This is a genomic window from Actinomadura sp. SCN-SB (assembly GCF_043906805.1).
In the GTDB taxonomy this organism is placed as follows: domain Bacteria; phylum Actinomycetota; class Actinomycetes; order Streptosporangiales; family Streptosporangiaceae; genus Spirillospora.
The window spans coordinates 41,059-59,867 of the sequence record NZ_JBIMPP010000041.1 but is presented as its reverse complement, the minus strand read 5'-3'; the positions used below and the strand labels follow the sequence as shown (position 1 = coordinate 59,867).

14 protein-coding genes and 1 riboswitch are annotated in these 18,809 nt (G+C 72.3%); of the genes, 10 read left to right on the top strand and 4 right to left on the bottom strand.

What is annotated here, in order from left to right; all coding sequences use genetic code 11:
- The first annotated feature begins 52 nt into the window (after positions 1-52).
- From ACGWYJ_RS24630 to ACGWYJ_RS24615, 4 genes are all read left to right on the top strand, one after another.
- Positions 53-1,555, top strand: coding sequence for a DUF2079 domain-containing protein (locus tag ACGWYJ_RS24630; protein ID WP_395108690.1), 1,503 nt, complete (start codon positions 53-55; stop codon positions 1,553-1,555).
- A 307-nt stretch (positions 1,556-1,862) separates the two neighbouring features.
- On the top strand, positions 1,863-2,528 hold the full coding sequence (locus ACGWYJ_RS24625) for a hypothetical protein (protein WP_395108689.1): 666 nt from the start codon (positions 1,863-1,865) through the stop codon (positions 2,526-2,528).
- A gap of 243 nt (positions 2,529-2,771) precedes the next feature.
- On the top strand, positions 2,772-4,358 hold the full coding sequence (gene serA / locus ACGWYJ_RS24620; protein WP_395108688.1) for a phosphoglycerate dehydrogenase: 1,587 nt from the start codon (positions 2,772-2,774) through the stop codon (positions 4,356-4,358).
- Between the two features lie 695 nt (positions 4,359-5,053).
- Positions 5,054-5,740, top strand: a complete 687-nt coding sequence (locus ACGWYJ_RS24615) for a (2Fe-2S)-binding protein (protein WP_395108687.1) — start codon at positions 5,054-5,056, stop codon at positions 5,738-5,740.
- Here ACGWYJ_RS24615 and ACGWYJ_RS24610 read toward each other — a convergent pair.
- Both ACGWYJ_RS24610 and ACGWYJ_RS24605 read right to left on the bottom strand, forming a co-directional pair.
- Positions 5,643-6,437: a CbtA family protein gene (locus tag ACGWYJ_RS24610; RefSeq protein WP_395108686.1), complete on the bottom strand. Its 795-nt coding sequence runs from the start codon at positions 6,435-6,437 to the stop codon at positions 5,643-5,645. The two genes, ACGWYJ_RS24615 and ACGWYJ_RS24610, sit on opposite strands and share 98 nt — an antisense overlap.
- On the bottom strand, positions 6,437-6,658 hold the full coding sequence (locus ACGWYJ_RS24605) for a CbtB domain-containing protein (RefSeq protein ID WP_395108685.1): 222 nt from the start codon (positions 6,656-6,658) through the stop codon (positions 6,437-6,439). The genes ACGWYJ_RS24610 and ACGWYJ_RS24605 overlap by 1 nt, the downstream gene beginning before the upstream one ends.
- 30 nt (positions 6,659-6,688) lie before the next feature.
- A riboswitch (cobalamin riboswitch) is annotated at positions 6,689-6,880 on the bottom strand.
- 629 nt (positions 6,881-7,509) lie between these two features.
- Here ACGWYJ_RS24605 and ACGWYJ_RS24600 point away from each other — a divergent pair.
- Positions 7,510-10,158 carry a LuxR C-terminal-related transcriptional regulator gene (locus ACGWYJ_RS24600; protein WP_395108684.1) on the top strand — a complete coding sequence of 883 codons (2,649 nt, stop codon included), beginning with the start codon at positions 7,510-7,512 and terminating at the stop codon, positions 10,156-10,158.
- Here the strand turns inward: ACGWYJ_RS24600 and ACGWYJ_RS24595 are convergent.
- Both ACGWYJ_RS24595 and ACGWYJ_RS24590 read right to left on the bottom strand, forming a co-directional pair.
- A complete protein-coding gene (locus ACGWYJ_RS24595; RefSeq protein WP_395108683.1) occupies positions 10,148-12,838 on the bottom strand; it encodes a LuxR C-terminal-related transcriptional regulator in 2,691 nt (896 codons plus the stop codon). The two genes, ACGWYJ_RS24600 and ACGWYJ_RS24595, sit on opposite strands and share 11 nt — an antisense overlap.
- Positions 12,839-12,877: 39 nt before the next feature.
- A complete protein-coding gene (locus tag ACGWYJ_RS24590) occupies positions 12,878-13,498 on the bottom strand; it encodes a hypothetical protein (protein WP_395108682.1) in 621 nt (206 codons plus the stop codon).
- A gap of 170 nt (positions 13,499-13,668) precedes the next feature.
- On the opposite strand from ACGWYJ_RS24590, the gene ACGWYJ_RS24585 reads away from it, so the two are divergent.
- From ACGWYJ_RS24585 to ACGWYJ_RS24565, 5 genes are all read left to right on the top strand, one after another.
- Positions 13,669-14,724, top strand: coding sequence for a 3-isopropylmalate dehydrogenase (locus ACGWYJ_RS24585; RefSeq protein ID WP_395108681.1), 1,056 nt, complete (start codon positions 13,669-13,671; stop codon positions 14,722-14,724).
- A gap of 167 nt (positions 14,725-14,891) precedes the next feature.
- Positions 14,892-16,007 carry a branched-chain amino acid aminotransferase gene (locus tag ACGWYJ_RS24580; RefSeq protein ID WP_395108680.1) on the top strand — a complete coding sequence of 372 codons (1,116 nt, stop codon included), beginning with the start codon at positions 14,892-14,894 and terminating at the stop codon, positions 16,005-16,007.
- A gap of 296 nt (positions 16,008-16,303) precedes the next feature.
- Positions 16,304-17,881, top strand: a complete 1,578-nt coding sequence (gene cimA / locus ACGWYJ_RS24575; RefSeq protein ID WP_395108679.1) for a citramalate synthase — start codon at positions 16,304-16,306, stop codon at positions 17,879-17,881.
- A 61-nt stretch (positions 17,882-17,942) separates the two neighbouring features.
- Entirely contained in the window at positions 17,943-18,224 is a 282-nt protein-coding gene (locus tag ACGWYJ_RS24570) for a GNAT family N-acetyltransferase (protein ID WP_395108678.1), read from the top strand.
- 168 nt (positions 18,225-18,392) lie between these two features.
- A complete protein-coding gene (locus ACGWYJ_RS24565) occupies positions 18,393-18,764 on the top strand; it encodes a hypothetical protein (RefSeq protein ID WP_395108677.1) in 372 nt (123 codons plus the stop codon).
- The last annotated feature ends 45 nt before the right edge of the window (positions 18,765-18,809 follow it).

Below are 18,809 nucleotides of genomic sequence, written 5' to 3'. Positions count from 1 at the left end.
TGTCGGCTTCCCGGAACACCGGGGCACCGGGGCGCTGGTAGCGTCTTGGCACGTGGCGGAGGCAGTACGGGAGGGGCGGGACCCCGCCGTCGCACGGTTCCCGGCGGAGCCCGCGGGTCGCCGGGACGTCCGGATCCTCGCCGCGCTCGTCGGCGTGTCGGCACTGGTGTACGCGGTGTCGTCGCTGCTGCGGCTGCGCGACTTCCGGGCGAGCACCTACGATCTGGTGATCTTCGATCAGGCGGTGCGCTCCTACAGCCGGTTCGGCTCGCCCGTCGCGATGGTCAAGGGCGTCCACAACGGCTTCGGGCCCGACTTCTCGGTGCTCGGTGATCATTTCTCGCCGATCCTGGTGCTGCTGGCCCCGCTGTACCGGATCCATGACGGGCCGCGGACCCTGCTGATCGCGCAGGCGGCGCTGTTCGCGGTGGCGATCGTGCCGATCTGGCGGTACGCGGCGCGGCGCCTCGGACGCCCCTCGGCCTACCTTCTCGCCGGTGTCTACGCCCTGTCCTGGCCGATCGCCGAGGCGGTGGCCTTCGACTTCCACGAGGTGGCGTTCGTCCCGCTGCTGTCGGCCCTGCTGGTCGAACGGTACGACGCCGGTCGGCGCGGGCAGGCCGCCCTCGCGGCGTTCGCGCTGCTCCTGGTCAAGGAGGACATGGGCCTGCTGCTGGCGGGGTTCGGGCTCTTCCTGCTCACCCGCGCGGGTGAGCGGCGGGCGGGGCTGGCCTACCTGGCCTGCGGGACGGTCGCGATATTGGCGGTCTCGCGCGTGCTGATCACGCTGTTCGGCGGCGACAGCGACTACTACTGGGCGTACGGTTCGCTGGGGGAGAGCATGCCGGACGCCGTCCTGTACGTCCTCACCCACCCCTGGGCCGTGCCGGACACCCTGTCCTCCCCTCCGGCGAAGTTGCTCACCATGGCGCTGCTCTTCCTGCCACTGGCGCTGCTTCCCCTCCGGTCGCCGCTCGTCCTGGCCACCGTGCCACCGCTCGCGGAGCGGATGATGGCCGACGACCGGTTCGGCAACTGGTGGGAGCCCCGCTACCACTACAGCGCCTTCCTCGTCGCCATCCTGGTCATGGCGGCCGCGGACGGCGCGTACCGGCTCCGCGGCACCCGGCTGCCCCGGATTCCGCGGCTGCGCCTTCCACGGCGGCATCTGCCCGCGACAGCGGCCCTGGCGGCGACGGTGGCGGCGCTGCCGTTCTTCGCCTTCGCCGACCTCGCCGATCCCGACCTCTACCGGCGGGACGCGCGGGACCGTGCCGCCGCCACGGCCGTCGCCAGGGTCCCCGACGGCGTCCTCGTGGAGACCTCCAACAATCTCGGCCCCGCCCTCTCCGCTCGCGCCCGCGTCCTGCTGTGGGACCGCGAGCCCCGTCACGCGCCCTGGGTCGTGGCCGACACCGGGAGGCGCACCTTCCCCTTCCTTTCCGTCGAGGAACAGCGGCGGCGGGTCGGCGCTTTGATCGACGCGGGTTATCGGACGGTGTTCGACGCCGCCGGATACGTCGTCCTGACCCGCGAAACTCCCGGCCGGGGGTGACCCATAGCGGGGATCGCTGTCAAATACCCCGTGAAGTGAGCCGATCGGCCGTAGGAGCTATCAATTCCGTCTGCTGTGCCGGATACTTGTGGTAGGTCGCCGCGGGATCCGGCAACCACTCGTACACCTGCGCGAACACGGTTGGTCCCCGGGCGCTCGCGGCGGCGGGCGCGAGCGAGGGTGGTGCGGCGATGCCTTTACCGGATCGCGGAAATCCACCGTCGTTCACCGAAAAGTCGAGAGGGCTGCATTTCCGTCCGGCGGCCCGGTGCGGCCGGAACGGGAATCGGTGTCGAGGAGTCGTGACGTGGTGGCGGCGGAACGGTCCGTCCAGCGCTGGGAGACCTGCGGGGAGGCGTGGATCGCGATGCTGCGCCACGTCTGGTCGGCCGGCGAGGCGGGCCTGGAGGACCAGGGACCGATCATCGAGGGACCCCCGGTGCTGTTCGAGATCGCCTCGCTCAGCTGGGAGGACCCGCTGCTGCGCGAGCACGGCGACCGGGGCCTGCTGGCGCGGGAGGCGCACGAGCGCACCCGGGGCGCCGCCCGTCCCGGGCCCGGGCCACGGCCGCGCGGCGCGCACGGCCCCGACCGGCTCCCCTGGGTGATCGACCTGCTGAGGGCCCGGCCCTGGACCACCAGCGCCTGGATCCCCTTCGCCGCCCCGCCGTCCGACGCCGAGCCGCGGACCGCGGCAGGAGAGCCGCCCGACCTGGTGCCGCGCGTCGTCGCCCTGTCGTTCCGGATCCGCGGCTACCGGCTGATCATGACGGCGATGTTCCGGTCGCAGGACGTGATCCGCTGCTACCTGTCCTACATCCCGCTGCGGGACGTCCAGGTCGAGGTCGCCGAGGAGCTGGGGCTTCCGCCGGGACCGCTGCGGATCTTCATCGACGTCCCGCACGTCCGGGTCGCCGACGCCGATCACGCGGCGGGCATCCTCGCGGCGGTCCCGGAGCACAACGCCGCCTGACCCCGGACGGCCGGTGGGCCGGGCACTCTTACAGGGGCGTATGGCGCGAGGGCACATTTATCCTGGCAAATGGGGTGTTCGGCCGGGTGTGCCCCCGGGCCGTAAGAGCCGCGTACGGTGGGCGATAGACTCGGGAAACCGAGGCGAGGGCACACCGTGGTGACTCGCGTGCAGTTTCGCCCGGGGGCCCGAGCCCCCTGGACCCCGCAGTTCATCCCACATCCCATTCCAAAGGAACCTTCCTTGAGCAAGCCTGTCGTCCTCGTCGCAGAAGAACTCTCACCGGCCGGCGTCGCGGTACTCGAAGCCGACTTCGAGGTCCGCCATGCCGACGGCGCCGACCGCCAGGCGCTGCTGTCCGCCGTCGCCGACGTCGACGCGCTGGTCGTGCGCAGCGCCACCAAGGTCACCGCCGAGGTCCTCCAGCACGCCAGGAAGCTGCGCGTCGTCGCCCGCGCGGGCGTGGGCCTGGACAACGTCGACGTCGAGGCCGCCACCAAGGCCGGTGTCATGGTGGTCAACGCCCCCACGTCCAACATCGTCACCGCCGCCGAGCACGCCATCGCGCTGCTGATGGCGACCGCCCGCAACGTGCCCCAGGCCCACGCGGCGCTCAAGCGCGGCGAATGGAAGCGCTCCAAGTACACGGGCGTGGAACTCCAGGGCAAGACCGTCGGCGTGCTCGGCCTCGGCCGCATCGGCGTGCTCGTCGCCCAGCGGCTCGCGGCCTTCGACATGAACGTGATCGCCTACGACCCGTACGTGCAGGCCGCCCGGGCCGCCCAGCTCGGCGTCCGGCTCGTCACCCTGGACGAGCTGCTGGCCGAGAGCGACTTCATCACCGTCCACCTGCCCAAGACGCCCGAGACGCTCGGCCTCATCGGCGATCGCGAACTGCACAAGGTCAAGCCGAGCGTGCGCATCGTCAACGCCGCCCGCGGCGGCATCGTCGACGAGGAGGCGCTGGACCTGGCGCTCAAGGACGGCAGGGTGGCCGGCGCCGGCATCGACGTGTTCAGCACCGAGCCGATGACCGACAGCCCTCTGTTCCACCACGACAACGTCGTGGTCACCCCGCACCTCGGCGCCAGCACCCACGAGGCGCAGGAAAAGGCCGGCACCCAGGTCGCCCGCTCGGTGAAGCTGGCGCTGTCCGGCGAATTCGTCCCGGACGCGGTGAACGTCCAAGGCGGCGCCGTCGCCGAGGACGTCAAGCCCGGCCTGCCCCTCGCCGAGAAGCTGGGCCGCATCTTCACCGCCCTCGCCGGCGGCGTCCCCGTCCGGCTCGAAGTGGTCGTACGCGGCGAGATCGCCGAACACGACGTCAAGGTGCTCGAACTCGCCGCGCTCAAGGGCGTGTTCGTGGACGTGACCGAAGACTCGGTGACCTTCGTCAACGCCCCGCTGCTGGCCCGCGACCGCGGCGTCGAAGTCACCCTCAGCACCACCGAGGACAGCCCCGACTGGCGCAACGTCGTCCAGGTGCGCGGCACCATGGCCGACGGCACCGTCGTGTCGGTCTCCGGCACCCTGACCGGCCCCAAGCACATCGAGCGGATCATCGAGATCAACGGCTACGACATGGAGCTCGTCCCCACCGAGCACATGGCGTTCTTCACCTACGCCGACCGCCCCGGGATCGTCGGAGTGGTCGGCCGGCTCCTCGGCGACGCCGGCGTGAACATCGCCAGCATGCAGGTCGGCCGCGCCAGCAAGGGCGGCAAGGCGCTGATCGCGCTCACCGTGGACTCGGCCATCCCCACCCAGCTCGTCGACGTGATCACCACCGAGATCGGCGCCGAAGGCGGCCGCCGCGTCGACCTGGGCTGAGCTTATGGCAAGCACGAGCTGCGCTGTGCTTATGGCAAGCACGAGCTGCGCTCCTCGCCTGGCGGCTCGTCGCTTGTCGTGCTTGCGGCGATCGCTGCATCGCTTCGACTCGCCCTAGGGGGCTCGCTTCGCGATCAGGTCCTCGCAAGCTCGGACCTGCCTTCGGTCGCGATCGCAGCGCTTGGGCGACCGTTCGGGGCTGGGGTGACGGGTTGAGGTGGTCGGTCAACGGATTGGCCTGACGCTGGGCGGTCCGTGGCCAAAGGGGGCTTCTGGGGTCATTGGCCTTGGGGGCCCCTTTGTTTTGTTTTTGGCCAGCAGGAGCTGCGCTTCTCGTGCGCGATCGGTCTCGGTATTTGGGATTGGTGACCGGCGGTCAAGACAGGGAGTTGGGTGGCGGGTAACCTGGAAGCATCATGCGGCGCTTCGTAGTGATCCTTCGCCGCCGCGACGGGGCCTGCTAGGCGGGCCAACCCCGTCGCGGAGCCGAGCGCTGGCCGTAAGCCCCATCGATCATTTCGCCGCTTCTCAGCAAGCTACGGAGCATTCTCATGAACACCACCGTGAACGCTGCGTCCGCCAGTCCCGACGACGCCGAAGAGGAGGCCGCGCGCGCCCTGCAGAAGGCCCTGGACCGCAGGGACAACGGCGGCCGGAGCTGACGTCGCCCCCGGTCCGGATGCGATCATGGGGGAATGAGGGCTGAGACCGCTGCGGTGCTGGCCGAGGCCGCGGCCCTCGGGCCGTTCTTCGAGATCGTCACCGACGAGGCCGAAGCGGTCGACCCGACCTGGCGGGCACTGCCGGAACGTGACACCGCGCGGCTGCTCGGCCTGACGGACCTGTACGCCGAACGGCTGGGAACGACCGAACGCCGGGTCGCGGCCTCGATCCTCTTCCAGGGCCTCGCCTCACGGCTGTGGTCGCCCACGGTCACGGCCGCGGCGCTCGGAATCGTCCCGGACCTGTCCCGCCTGCACTGGCGGTGGGCCCCAGGGGCGCCGATCGCCCTCTGGCTGGCCGAGCCCACGGGCCGGCCGGTCCACGACCCCGTGAAGGCGGCCGAGCTGATCCATCACGAGGTCGTGGAACGGCACCTGCGTCCACTGCGTGACGCGATGCGTGCCTTCGTACGGCTGGCCGACGGCCTGTTCTGGGGCAATGCCGCATCGGCCCTCGCCGGGACGCTGCGCGCCGGTTCGCTGCGTCCCGGCCTGGCCGCGCCGGTACGTGCCCTGGTGGACGAGCTGCTCACCCGCGAACCGCTCGCCGGGACAGGGACGTTCAACCAGGGTGGGTTCGTCCGGCGTAGCTGCTGCCTGTACTACCGGGTGCCGCCTGGCGGGGAGATGTGCGGAGACTGCGCCCTGCTCCGCCGCTAGCCCGCTCGGTCAAGTACCCGAAGAGCAACCCCAATGTGGCCCACAGGGCGAGCTGCGTGCCCAGTGAGGCGATGCGGAAGTCCCACAGAACCGTCCCCGGGAACCCCTCGGGGATCGCGTCCGGACGTGGTGTCAGGCGGAACACGCCCGCGACCACGACCACGAACCCCACCGCCGCGACCGTGGCCGCGTTCCAGGTGCCCAGGCGCGGCAGCAGCCGCCCGTACACGATCACCGCGGCGACCGTGCCGAGCACGCCCAGCGCCACCATGCCGAAGTAGAGGGACGTACGCCCGCCGATGGTGCCGGGATCACCCACGGCCGGGGGAGTGGGCGGGTACTTCAAAGCCGGGACCAGCACCACCGCCACGAACCCCAGCGAAGCCACCAGCGCGGCGGTGGCGCGGGCGCCCAGCGGGCCCGAGACCGAAGCGAGCCGCCCCTGGGCGAACGCGAACACGACCGAGAACAGCCCGCCGATCGCCGCCCCGTACACCGCCATGGCCGTGACCAGCCCGGCCGTCCGCTGCACCGTCCGGCTCACCACCTCCTCGCCGTGCTCGTGGGCCCCGGCGTGCGACTCCTCGAACGCGATCGCGTGGGCGACCTGCGGCTCACCATAGATCCAGGCGACGAGCAGGCCGACGGCCGCGGCGACCAGCCCAGTGATCATGCCGCGGATCAGCAGCGCCCTCATCAGTGGCAGGGGAAGCCGAGCAGATGACGGCCGTCGTGCGTGAACTCGTGCACCCAAGTGCCACCGAACAGCGACGTGGCGCCCTGCTCGGCGCCCACGAAGTACAGCAACGCCGCCCCTACGACCAGCGCGAACACCGCCCACGGCAGAATCTCGCGAACGGGGATGCTCTGCGGCGCCGCGCTGGAACGCGCCTGCGGCGAAACGACGGGCTGGGCCATGAAGATCTCCTCACGGGGTGCACTCGCCCCGGTGACGGGAGGACGACGGGTCAGTCTCCTGACTCCCAGATCAACGCCGCCCTCCGACCTTCCCGCCGGAACATCCGGCCGTGGTCGCTTGCGGGGGAGGCTCCCTGGTCACAGTGGCGGGACCGTCCTGGAATCGCACCAGAGTTCCTGCGCACCGTCGCCTCGGTGTGAACTTGTCGCCCCGAGCGTCCCCTTTGACCACGCCGCCCGTCAAGAGCCCGAGCACGGGCGGAACCGAGGCGAAGATCACTGGCGTCCCTTTCCGAGGGAACTTGAGTAAGGGCTACTCATGTGCCATCCCGGCCCCATCGGCCACCCTCTATACCCAGGGAGCCTCTCCGGTAGCCAGCCAGCCCACCGGACAGGCCAACGGCACCGGCGCCGGACGGCCGAATCGCCGACGCCGGAACGGGAGGGGGCACCGTCCGTATCTCCAGCGGGGGGAGATACGAACGGTGTCCCCTCTCTGTGTTTATTGGCAGGTGCGAGCTGCGCTCCTCGCCTGGGGGCTCGTCGCTTGTCGCACCTGCGGCGATCGCTGGCATCGCTTCGACTCGCCTGGGGGCTCGCTTCGCGATCAGATTCTTGCTTCGCTCGAATCTGCCTTCGGGCGCGATCGCAGCGCTTGGGCGTCGTTCGGGGCTGGGGTGACGGGCTGTGTTTGTTGGCGGGTGCGAGCCGCGCTCCTCGCCTGGCGGCTCGCTTCGCGATCAGGTTCCTCGCAGGCTCGGAACCTGCCTTCGGGCGTGATCGCGGCGCTTGGGCGTTGTCCGGGGTTGCGGGCATCCGTGGGCTGGGGGTGGCTCCTGGGTGGTTCCGCTATGCGGGACGATCTGGCGTCGTACGATCCTGGTGTGCGTACCTCTTGGCCTTTTACCGGGCGTACGTCGACGCTGGACGAGGTGGATTCGCTGCTGCGCACGGGGGGCGCGCAGGGTGTCGTGGTGGCGGGGGCCGCCGGGGTGGGGAAGACGCGGCTGGTTCGGGAGGCGCTGGACCGGTTGGAGCCGGGGCTCTTCACGGTTCTGCAGGTCGGGGGGACCGCTGCGGACGCGGGGATACCGTTCGGGGCGTTCGGGCACGTGCTGCCGGTCGAGGGCGCGGTGGGTTCGGTGGTGAATCCGTTGCGGTGGGCCAGTGAGGCGTTGCGGTCGGTTTCCGGGGACGGGCTGTTGGTGGCGGTGGACGACGCGCACCTGCTCGACCCGAACTCGGCCGCGCTGGTGCACCATCTGGTGCTGCACCGGGAGGCGCAGGTGCTGGCGACGGTGCGTACCGGGGCGGCGGCGCCCGATCCGGTGACGGCGTTGTGGAAGGACGACCTGGCCCGCCGGGTCGACCTCGTGCCGTTGACGAAGGCGGAGAGCCAGGCGGTGGTGGAGGCGGCCTTGGGCGGGCAGCTCGCCGAGGCGACGGCGCGGCGGCTGTACCACAGCACTCAGGGCAACCTGCTGTTCCTGCGTGAGCTGGTCCTGGCGGGGCTGGCCGAGGGGCGGCTGTCGCAGGTCCGCGGTGTGTGGCAGTGGGACGGGGACCTGCCGCTCAGTCCCCGGATGATGGAGCTGATCGAGGCGCGGCTGGGGACGGTCGGGCCCGCTGAGAGGGAGGTTCTGGAGTACGTGGCGCTCGGTGAGCCGCTGGGCGCCGCGCAGCTGGTGGACCTGACCTCGGAGGAGGCGGTGGAGCGCGCGGAGGCGCGGAACCTGATCGCCTCGGCCGCCACGGGACGCCGCATCCAGGTCCGGCCCGCGCACCCGTTGTACGGGGAGGCGGCCCGGGTCCGGGCGGGGGCGGACCGTGTCAAAGGGCGCCTCGCGGATCTGGCCGCCGCGATGGAGAAGACCGGGATGCGCCGCCACGGCGATCTGCTGCGGGTCGCCACTTGGCATCTGGACAGCGGTACGGCGGCCTCTCCAGAGCTGTTGCTGGCGGCGTGCCGGCAGGCGTGGACGCTGCACGACATGGACCTTGCGCTGCGGTGCGGGCGGGCCGCGCTGGGCGCGGGCGTGGATGTCGCGGCGACGACCTGGCTGGCGTCCGTCCTGCTTCTGGCGGGGCATCCGCGTGAGGCCGAGGAGCATCTGGCGCGGATCGCGGACGAGCCGATGGACGAGCCGACCCGGGTGAGCCATGCCACGGTGCGGGCGTTCACGCTGGGGCTCGGCATGGGACGTGCCGAGCAGGCGGAGCGGCTGCTCGACGGGACGTTGGAACGGACGACCGATCCGGCGCTGCGCCGCGAGGTCGTGGCGCATCAGGCCATCGGGGAGGTGTACGCGGGGCGGCTCGGCGAGGCGGTGGAGAAGGTCGCCATGGTGCGCGCGCCGGGCTTGGCGACGCCGCGTGCGTCGGTGCTCGCGGACGCGGTGGACTCGCTGGCGGCCATGCTGACCGGTGAGTTCAACCGTGCCGTGCCTCTCGCGTCCAAGGCGCTGGACGAGCAGGACGGCTGGATCCAGGACCTCCCCACCCTCGTCGCGACGTTCAACGACGTCCGCGCGGCCTCCGCGTTGTTCGCGGGGGACCTGGACACAGCCGACACCTACATCGCCTATGGCGAGAAGCGGTTCGCCGAGGAGCACCTGTCGCATATGCCTGCGGCGACGTCCCGTTACCTGCGCGTGCACCACTGCATGCTGCGCGGGGAGGTCCGGCTCGCGATGCGCTGGGCGCACGAGGCCGCCGCGCACGGGGCCAAGGCGATCAGCGCGCTGTCCGGCCACGGGTACGAGATGCTCGCCTACGCCGCTGCCGCCGCCGGGGACGCCGACACCGCGTCCGCCGCGCTCGGCCAGGCCGAGCGGCGCCGCGTCCCCACCGGGCGGATCTTCCATTTCCCCGGGGACGTGGCCCGCGCCTGGATCAGGGCCTCGACCGGCGACCTCGACGGCGCCGCGCGCATCGCGCTGGAGGCCGCCGGCCGCTACGCCGAACACTCGATGCGCCCGTACGTCATGGTCGCTCTGCACGACGCGGTGCGCCTGGGCGCCGCCGAGCCCGCCCGTGCCGGGCTGGCACGCCTGGCGGAGGAGATGGACGGCGCGCTGGCCGGGATCTGCGCCCGCCACGCCGCCGCTGCCGCCGACCGCGACGCGGAGGGCCTCGACGAGGTGTCACGGGCGTTCGCCGACCGTGGCATGGCGCTGTTCGCCGCGGAGGCGGCGGCGCAGGCGTCCAGCGTGTACGGGACGTCCGGCCGGACCCGCGAGGCGAACGCCGCCGCCACCCACGCCCGCCTGCTGGCGGCACGCTGCCCGGACGCCCGCACTCCGGCGCTGACCCGGCTGGACGCGCCCGAACTGACCGCGCGTCAGGCCGAGATCGCCCGGCTCGCCGCGGACGGCCTGAGCAACCGGGAGATCGCGGACCGGCTGGTGTTGTCGGTGCGCACCGTCGCCAACCACCTCCAGGCCGTCTACGACAGGCTCGGCGTCCGCGACCGCGACGGTCTGCGCGACGTCATCGGCTAGCCGGAGGGGCGCCCGCGAGCAGCTCGGCCAGTTCGCCGCGCCCGCTGACGCCCAGCCGCTCGTAGACGGTGGCCAGGTGGTTGCCGACCGTGCGCACGGAGATCTCCAGCCGGTCCGCGATCTCCCGGTCGGTCAGGTCCTGCGCGGCGAGCTGCGCGATCTGCCGCTGGCGGTCGGTGAGCCTCGGGACGGACAGGTGCGCGAGCGCCGGGGTCCGCGGGCCGTCGCAGCGCGCGGCGAGCGCGCGGGCCCGGGCCGTCGCCGCGGACGCGCGCCTGCCGTCCCCCGCGGCCTCGTGGACCCCGGCGGCCTGGGCGGCGGACTCCGCCGCGTAGAGGATCAGCCCACGGCCCTCGAACTCCTCCGCCACCCGCATCAGGCCGTCCGCGTCGGCGTTCACGGCGGCACGGGCATGCCGTGCGCACAAGGGGGCCAGCGCGCCCTCCATCCGCCGCGCCACGGCCTCCAGCCGTTCCGCCGCGACGGAGAGCGACGCGTCCCCCGCCTCCCGCAGGCGCACCGCGTCGTGCAGCGCGAACATCGCGTACCCCAGCAGGCCGTGCTCCTCGGCGTCGTCGGCCGCGACCAGCGCGACGTCCACGCCCGTGGACGTGTCGCCGCGCGCCGCCAGCACCCAGGGACGGGCCAGCAGGATGGAGAACTCGACCCCGTGCCAGGCGGGCCGGGACAGGTCGGCCGCCCGGTCCAGCGCCCACTCGGCCTCGTCCACCCGTCCGAGCTGCGCCGCGGCGCACGCCAGCTCGCCGTAGCACAGCCCCGCGTACATGGCCGAGCGGTCACCGAGCCGGGCCGTGCCGTTCCGGGACCAGCGCATCGCCTCGCCCAGCTCGCCGCGCAGCCGGTGCAGTTGGGCGCGCCAGCCGCTGAACGAGGCGGCGACCCGGTCCCACTCGCCGAACTCGCGGACCAGCCCCAGCCCGCGCGCGGCGCCGTCCAGGCCCTTCGCGGTCTCCCCGGCGAACAGGTGCGCCACGGTACGCGCCTGCGTGAAGTAGGCCATCGCTATGGGGACCTCGTCCCGCCACTTCGCGATGTCGTCCATCGCCGCTTCGGCCACCGCTATCGCGCGGTACGAGCGGCCGCCGTAGGCGTGCAGGAGCGCGTCGGCGGCCTCGGTCGCGGCGACGACCGGCGGGCCCGCCGGGACGAGGGCACGGGACCGCTCCACCGCTCCGGCGGCCTCGGTGAGCCTGCCCGCCGTGACGTGGATCCAGGCGGACAGGGACAGCAGGTGCCGCCGCGACTCCGGCTTGGTGACGGTCGTGGCCGCCTCGTCCAGCACCCTCTGCCCGGCGCGGTCGTCGGCCAGCCCCAGGGCCAGCACCAGCGCGCGGGCACCGGCGTGCAGCGCGCGTTCCCGGTCGCCGCGGAGCCGCCCCGCGACCTCGCTCAGCGCGACCTCCGCCTCCTCGTCGCGGTCCGCGAAGTGCAGCACGGTCGCCAGCAGCGCCGCGGCCATGCCCGCGCCGCCGGGACGCCTCGCGGGCCGCGCCAGGTAGCCGTTCAGCGCCGCCGACGCGAGCCGCGCCGCCAGCTCCAGGTCGAACCCCGACCAGGCGATCCGGGCCGCGCGCAGCAGCAGGCGGGGATCGGCGTCGCCGCCGGAGTCCAGCCGCCAGGTCGCCAGCCGCAGCACGTCCTCGCGCCGGTGCGTGCCGGTGTCCTCCACCGCCTCCGCCAGGCGGCGCAGCCGGGCACGCGCCGCCAGCGGGCCCATCCCGGCACGGACCGCCTCCGCGTACAGGGCGTGGGAGAGCCGGAGCAGCCGCCCGCCCGCCTCGTCCGGGATGGCCGTGACGAGCTGGCGAGCGGTCACGCGGCCGACCGCGTCCGCGCCCGCGAGCCGCCGCAGCAGCGCCTCGTCCAGCGGCTCGCCCAGGGCCAGGTACTCCAGCGCGCGGCGCTCCTCGTCGTCGATCGCGCCGATGCGGGCCTCGATCAGCTCGCGCAGCCTCGGGGTGAGGGTCGGACCGGCGGCGCACCGCCACACCCCGCCGCTCTCGGTCAGCATCCCGGCCAGCACCAGCTCGCGCAGGAACAGCGGGTTGCCCCCGGCGATCCGCCACATCCGGCGGGCGCCCGCGTCGTCCACCTGGCCGCCGACCACCGTCTCCAGCAGCAGGGCGGTCTGCGCGTGCGACAGCGGTCCCAGCTCCAGCCGGTGCAGCGCGCCGTCGCGGTACAGCTCGTCCAGCGGCGCGGGGATCTGCGCCCCGGTACGGGCCGCCGCCAGCAGCCGGGCGCCGCCGTGGCCGAGCACGTCCACGATCAGCGCCGTGGACGCCGGATCGAGGTTGTGCACGTCGTCCACCGCCAGCACGAGCCGGCGTCCCGGGCCCGCCACCGCCTCCGGATCCAGCCGCGGCCCCTCCCCGGGCGCCGGATCCGCGGGCAGCAGGTGCGCGAGCGCCCCGTACGGGATCCGCGCCGCCGCCTCCGTCGCCTTGGCCCGCACCACCAGGTTGCGGCGCGGGTCCAGATGGGCGGCCACCTTGCCCGCCAGCCAGGTCTTGCCGACCCCCGCGTCCCCCACCACGATCACGCCGGACGCCCGCGCGTCCAGCAGCGCCGAGCGTACCGCCGCGAGCTCCGTGGTCCGGCCGACGAACGGCCAGGAACCCTCGGCGGACGGGGGGTGGGCGGGACGCCATGCGGCCACGCGCCGAGTCTATGGAGCGACGGGCCGCTCCACACCCTCTCAGACGGGGGCGCCTACATAACCCGATACCCGATGGACCACGGCGCGGTCGGGGCCGGTCAGCAGCGCCGGGTTCTCGCCTGGAAGCAGCTCCGTGGAGTTGACCGCCTTCTCCGCCCGCGCCAGCGCCTCCAGCGACACCGCCAGGGTGAACACCGCGCCGTCCCGCTGGTCGGGCGACCACAGCGCGAAGCCGCCGATCATGCCCGGGACCCGCCGCATCACGGGGACGATCCGCTTGTCGTGGGCGTACCGGGCCGAGGCGATCCAGTCGTCGTCGTGCGCGCCGTCGAAGTAGACGATCACGGCGGCGCCGGGCGGCCGTGCCGCGTCCGGCCCCTCGAACCGCCCCTCGACCTCGTAGATCCGGTCGTTGAAGAGGGAGACCGGCCGGGGGCCGGGCCGCTTCTCCTCGGTGCGGGCGGAGGCCAGCCTGGCGTCCTCCTCCGTGCGCCACAGCGTCAGGAGCGCGCCGCCCGCGGTGTCCTCGACCGCCTCCATCAGCCACAGCCCGGCGAAGCCCGGATGGCCGGGGACGATCTTCATCAGCCCGCGCTCCGCGATCTCCCCCTCGTCGCGGTCCTGGATCACGCTGACCGTCTGCAGCCTGGCGTACAACATGATCGGCTTCCCTCCAACGGAAGCCGTGTCGCCTCCGTGTACGAGAATGCTCCTGCGCGGCCGCCCTCCGCCTGAGTAAGCCCTACTCAACCACGGGCACGCCCGGGATGCCCGTCTCGGGTGGTGAGAAGAATGCCCAATCACTGAGACGTTTGCAGTAGAGTGCGCCCATGGCTTCGCGCAGCATTCACCTGGCCGTCATCCCCGGTGACGGGATCGGCCCCGAGGTGGTCGCCGAGGGGCTGAAGGTCCTCGACGCCGTCGCGCCCTCCACCGGGCTGACGTTCGAACGCACCTCCTACGACCTCGGCGCCGCCCGCTGGCACCGTACCGGAGAGACCCTGCCCGACTCCGTCCTGGACGAGCTGCGCGGCCAGGACGCCATCCTGCTCGGCGCGGTCGGCGACCCCACCGTCCCGAGCGGCGTGCTGGAGCGGGGGCTGCTGCTGCGGGCGAGGTTCGAGCTCGACCAGTACGTGAACCTGCGCCCGGTGAAGCTGTTCCCCGGCGTGGCCACGCCGCTGGCCGGGGCGACCACCGACGACATCGACATGGTCGTCGTCCGCGAGGGCACCGAGGGCCCGTACGCGGGCGTCGGCGGCGTCATGCGCAAGGGCACCCCGCACGAGATCGCCACGCAGGAGAGCGTCAACACCGCCCACGGGGTGGAGCGGGTCGTCCGCTACGCGTTCGAGCAGGCCGCGAACCGGCCCCGGCGCAAGCTGACCCTCGTCCACAAGGACAACGTGCTGACCTTCGCCGGCGACCTCTACCAGCGCGTCCTCAAGCGCGTCGGCGAGGAGTACCCGCAGGTCACCACCGACTACTGCCATGTCGACGCGGCCACCATGTTTTTCGTGAACGACCCCGGCCGGTTCGACGTGATCGTCACCGACAACCTGTTCGGCGACATCATCACCGACATCGGCGCCGCCATCGCCGGGGGCATCGGCCTGGCCGCCTCCGGCAACGTCAACCCCGAGCGCACCGCCCCGTCCATGTTCGAGCCGGTGCACGGCTCCGCCCCCGACATCGCCGGGCAGGGCAAGGCGGACCCGACCGCCACCATCCTGTCGGTGGTCATGCTGCTGGACCACCTCGGCGCCGCCGACGCCGCCCGCCGGGTCGAGCGCGCCGTCGCCGAGGACCTGGCCGAGCGCGCGGGCCAGGGCGCGCGTTCCACCGCCCAGGTCGGTGACGCCATCGCGAAGCGAGTATCCGGCTAGCGGCGCGTCCGCTCATGACCGGGCGCGCCTCCTACGGGCGCGTCCGGTTTTTCGCGTGTACGCGCCGCGATAGGAGGAGTGAGCTGGATGAAGCACGACAATATGGACTAGTAAGGAGTGCCGTGCGGCGACGGGGCCGCGGCCGGCGATCCGGGAGAGGACCCACGATGACCACCCAGGACTTCCAGATCACGCTCAACGAGCGACCCGTGACGGCCGAAGAGCGCGAACGCGTCCTCGCCGATCCGGGCTGGGGCCTGCACTTCACCGACCACATGGTCACCATCCGGTACAAGGAGGGCAAGGGCTGGTACGACGCCCGGCTCGAACCCTACGGCCCGATCCCCATGGACCCGGCCAGCCAGGTCTTCCACTACTCCCAGGAGCTGTTCGAGGGCCTGAAGGCGTACCGGCAGGCCGACGGCACCATCGTGACGTTCCGGCCGTACGCCAACGCCGCCCGGATGAACCGCTCGGCCCGCCGGATGGCCATGCCCGAGATCCCCGAGCAACTGTTCGTGGACTCCCTGGAGGTGCTGGTCCGCGCCGACCGGGAGTGGGTCCCCACCCGTGAGGGCCAGAGCCTCTACCTGCGTCCCTTCATGTTCGCCACCACCCGGGCCCTGGGCGTCAACCAGCCCGCCGACGAGTACATGTTCGTGGTGATCGCGTCCCCCTCCGGGAACTACTACGCCCGCGGCATCAAGCCCGTCTCGGTGTGGCTGTCGCGCGACTACACCCGCGCCGCCCCCGGCGGCACCGGCGAGGCCAAGACCGGCGGCAACTACGCCGCCTCGTTCGCCGGGCAGGCCCAGGCCGTGGAGCACGGCTGCGACCAGGTGGTCTGGCTCGACGCGGTGGAGCGCCGCTGGGTCGAGGAGGTCGGCTCGATGAACCTGTTCTTCGTGTACGGGACCGACGCCGAGCACGGCGGCCAGGGCGCGCGCCTGCGCACGCCCGCGCTCACCGGCACGCTGCTGCCCGGCATCACCCGCGACTCGATGCTCAAGCTGGCCCCTGACCTGGGCATCCCCGTCGAGGAGGGCAGGATCAGCGTCCAGGAGTGGCGGGAGGGCTGCGAGTCCGGCGAGATCACCGAGGTGTTCGGCTGCGGCACCGCCGCCGTGATCAGCCCGGTCGGCCATGTCAAGGCCCCGGACATGGAGTTCACGATCCGCGACGGCGAGACCGGCCCCATCGCGATGCGCCTGCGCGAGGAGCTGATCGGCATCCAGTACGGCACCCGTCCCGACCCCTACGGCTGGGTCCACAAGATCGTCTGAACCGGCGCCGCCCGGTGGGCGGGCCTCCGCTCACCCGGCGTACCGGGACGGACACGCCGCGGACGAGGCCGACGTCTCGCATTCTGAGACACGTGTCCCAGGTACGGCGGCGCATGTGGCAGACTGTGCTCATCATGCGCCGCAGCCTCGTGATTATCGGCTGGCGCGCCGGCTGACTACGGGACAACCGCCGGCGCGCAGACCTCTCACGTCCGTGAGGGGTCTTTTTGCTTTCCAGGTTCCGGGACGGACCGGTGAAGGGCGCGACGGCCAGAACCCTGAGGGGGACCGACGACATGCAGGGTGACGCCTTCCACGTCTACGACACCACGCTGCGGGACGGCTCGCAGCAGGAGGGGCTCAACCTCTCCGTGGCCGACAAGCTCGCCGTCGCGCGGCACCTGGACGACCTGGGCGTCGGATTCATCGAGGGCGGCTGGCCCGGCGCCAATCCCAAGGACACCGAGTTCTTCAGGCGGGCCCGTACCGAGCTCGACCTGAGGCACGCGCGGCTTACCGCGTTCGGCGCGACCCGCCGGGCCGGGATGAAGGCCGCCGACGACCCCCTGGTGGCCGCCCTGCGCGAATCCGGCGCGCCGGTCGTGACGCTCGTCGCCAAGAGCCACGACCGGCAGGTCGAGCTGGCCCTCCGCACGACCCTGGAGGAGAACCTCGCGATGATCCGCGACACGGTCTCCCACCTGCGCGCGGAGGGTCAACGCGTCTTCCTGGACGCCGAGCACTTCTTCGACGGCTACAAGGCCAACCCCGCCTACGCGCTGGAGGTCGTCCGCACGGCCGCCGAGGCGGGCGCGGACGTGGTCGCGCTGTGCGACACCAATGGCGGGATGCTGCCCGACGAGCTCGCCGACATCGTCCACGAGGTGGTCTCGGCGGGCGCCCGCGTCGGCATCCACTGCCACGACGACTCCGGCTGCGCGGTCGCCAACACCCTGGCCGCGGTGAAGGCCGGCGCCACCCACGTCCAGGGCTGCGCCAACGGGTACGGCGAGCGCAGCGGCAACGCCAACCTGTTCACCGTCATCGGGAACCTCCAGCTCAAGCGGGGCATGCGGCTGGTCGGCGACGACCAGCTCGCCGAGATGACCCGGATCGCCCACGCGATCTCCGAGGTCACCAACCTCACCCCCAGCTCCCAGCAGCCGTACGTCGGGCTGTCGGCGTTCGCGCACAAGGCGGGCCTGCACGCCTCGGCGGTCAAGGTCGATCCCAACCTCTACCAGCACATCGACCCGGCGGCGGTCGGCAACGACATGCGGATGCTGGTCTCCAGCATGGCCGGGCGCGCCTCCGTCGAGCTCAAGGGACGCGAGCTGGGCTACGACCTGTCCGGGGACAAGGCCAAGGTCGTCGTCGACCGGGTCAAGGAGCTGGAGTCCACCGGCTACACCTTCGAGGCCGCCGACGCCTCCTTCGAGCTGCTGCTGCGCGAGGAGCTGACCGGCGTACGGCAGCGGCACTTCGAGGTCGAGTCGTGGCGCGCCATCGTCGAGCGCCGCCCGGACGGGTCGATGGTCAGCGAGGCCACCGTCAAGCTGCACGCCAAGGGCGAGCGGATCATCGCGACGGGGGAGGGCAACGGGCCGGTCAACGCCCTCGACAACGCCCTGCGCGTCGCCCTCGGCCGCCTCTACCCCGAGCTGGCCCGGCTGGAGCTGGTCGACTACAAGGTGCGGATCCTGGAGGGGACGCACGGCACCGGCGCCCGTACCCGCGTCCTCATCGAGTCCAGCGACGGCGAGCGCGAATGGGGCACGGTCGGCGTCGAGGACAACGTCATCGCCGCGTCCTGGCAGGCCCTGGAGGAGGCCGTCACCTACTGCCTGCTGCACGCGGGCTACGAGGCGAGCTGAGGTCGGCTTGGGGTTTCGCGGGTCTGCGGAATTCCCCGGGGGCGCCGAGCATTACCCCGGCATGAGCGAAAACGTGATCGACAACCCCCAGGCGAGCCGCTACGAGATCCATGTGGACGGCAGGCTGGCGGGGTTCGTCGAGTACAGGAACCGTCCCGGAAGAATCGTTTTCACCCACACCGAAGTGGACGCCGAGTACGAGGGCAAGGGTGTCGGCAGCGCGCTGGCCAGGGGCGCGCTGGACGACGTCCGGGCGCGCGGCCTGGCGGTCGTGCCCGGGTGCCCGTTCATCAAGGGATGGATCTCCCGGCACCCCGGCTACGAAGATCTCGTCGCGAGCTGACCGGACAACCGGCAGGAATTCGACGAATACCGGGGAAACCGGTGGCGAGCGGGCGGGGTCACCGCCATGATGGTGTGCGCTCGCGGACGCGGCAGTCCCCGGTGCCATGTCGTCCCCTCTGTACCGAGTTCTCTGATCTTGTTCCCGATGCCGTACCGGAGTGATCGAATGCCCGTCCGTCCCTGGCAGTCCGAGCCCGCGGGGTGCTCCGCCGACGAAGGGTCCTGGGCCGACGTCTCCTACGGGCTCGGGCTGCTCTACGAGCAGGAGGACGACCTGGAGAGCGCCGCCCGGTGGTTCCGGCAGGCCGCCGAATGCGGCCGCCCCGGCGCCGCGATCCGGCTCAGCGCCGTGCTGGGACGGCTCGCCGACGAACGGGCCGCCGGACCGGCCAGGCCGCTGCTGGCCGAGGCCACCCGCTGGCTCAGCGAGGGCATGGACACCACCCGCCCCGACGCCATCGGCATGATCACCGACATGCTGGACCGGCACCAGCGGGCCGCCGCGCGCAGCGCGCTGGAACCGGCGGGGGCACGCTGAGCCGAACCTGACCGGCGCCCCGGTCGTCGGAGTTCATGAGCCGAC

Excerpts from the sequence above, each read along its gene's own strand:
- ACGWYJ_RS24610 (WP_395108686.1), bottom strand. The coding sequence starts at position 6,437 with ATGAGGGCGCTGCTGATCCGCGGCATGATCACTGGGCTGGTCGCCGCG.
- ACGWYJ_RS24605 (WP_395108685.1), bottom strand. The coding sequence starts at position 6,658 with ATGGCCCAGCCCGTCGTTTCGCCGCAGGCGCGTTCCAGCGCGGCGCCG.
- cimA (WP_395108679.1), top strand. The coding sequence starts at position 16,304 with ATGCAGGGTGACGCCTTCCACGTCTACGACACCACGCTGCGGGACGGC.
- ACGWYJ_RS24565 (WP_395108677.1), top strand. The coding sequence starts at position 18,393 with ATGCCCGTCCGTCCCTGGCAGTCCGAGCCCGCGGGGTGCTCCGCCGAC.
- ACGWYJ_RS24580 (WP_395108680.1), top strand. The coding sequence starts at position 14,892 with ATGACCACCCAGGACTTCCAGATCACGCTCAACGAGCGACCCGTGACG.
- ACGWYJ_RS24600 (WP_395108684.1), top strand. The coding sequence starts at position 7,510 with ATGCGGGACGATCTGGCGTCGTACGATCCTGGTGTGCGTACCTCTTGG.
- ACGWYJ_RS24590 (WP_395108682.1), bottom strand. The coding sequence starts at position 13,498 with ATGTTGTACGCCAGGCTGCAGACGGTCAGCGTGATCCAGGACCGCGAC.
- ACGWYJ_RS24615 (WP_395108687.1), top strand. The coding sequence starts at position 5,054 with ATGAGGGCTGAGACCGCTGCGGTGCTGGCCGAGGCCGCGGCCCTCGGG.
- ACGWYJ_RS24570 (WP_395108678.1), top strand. The coding sequence starts at position 17,943 with ATGAGCGAAAACGTGATCGACAACCCCCAGGCGAGCCGCTACGAGATC.
- ACGWYJ_RS24585 (WP_395108681.1), top strand. The coding sequence starts at position 13,669 with ATGGCTTCGCGCAGCATTCACCTGGCCGTCATCCCCGGTGACGGGATC.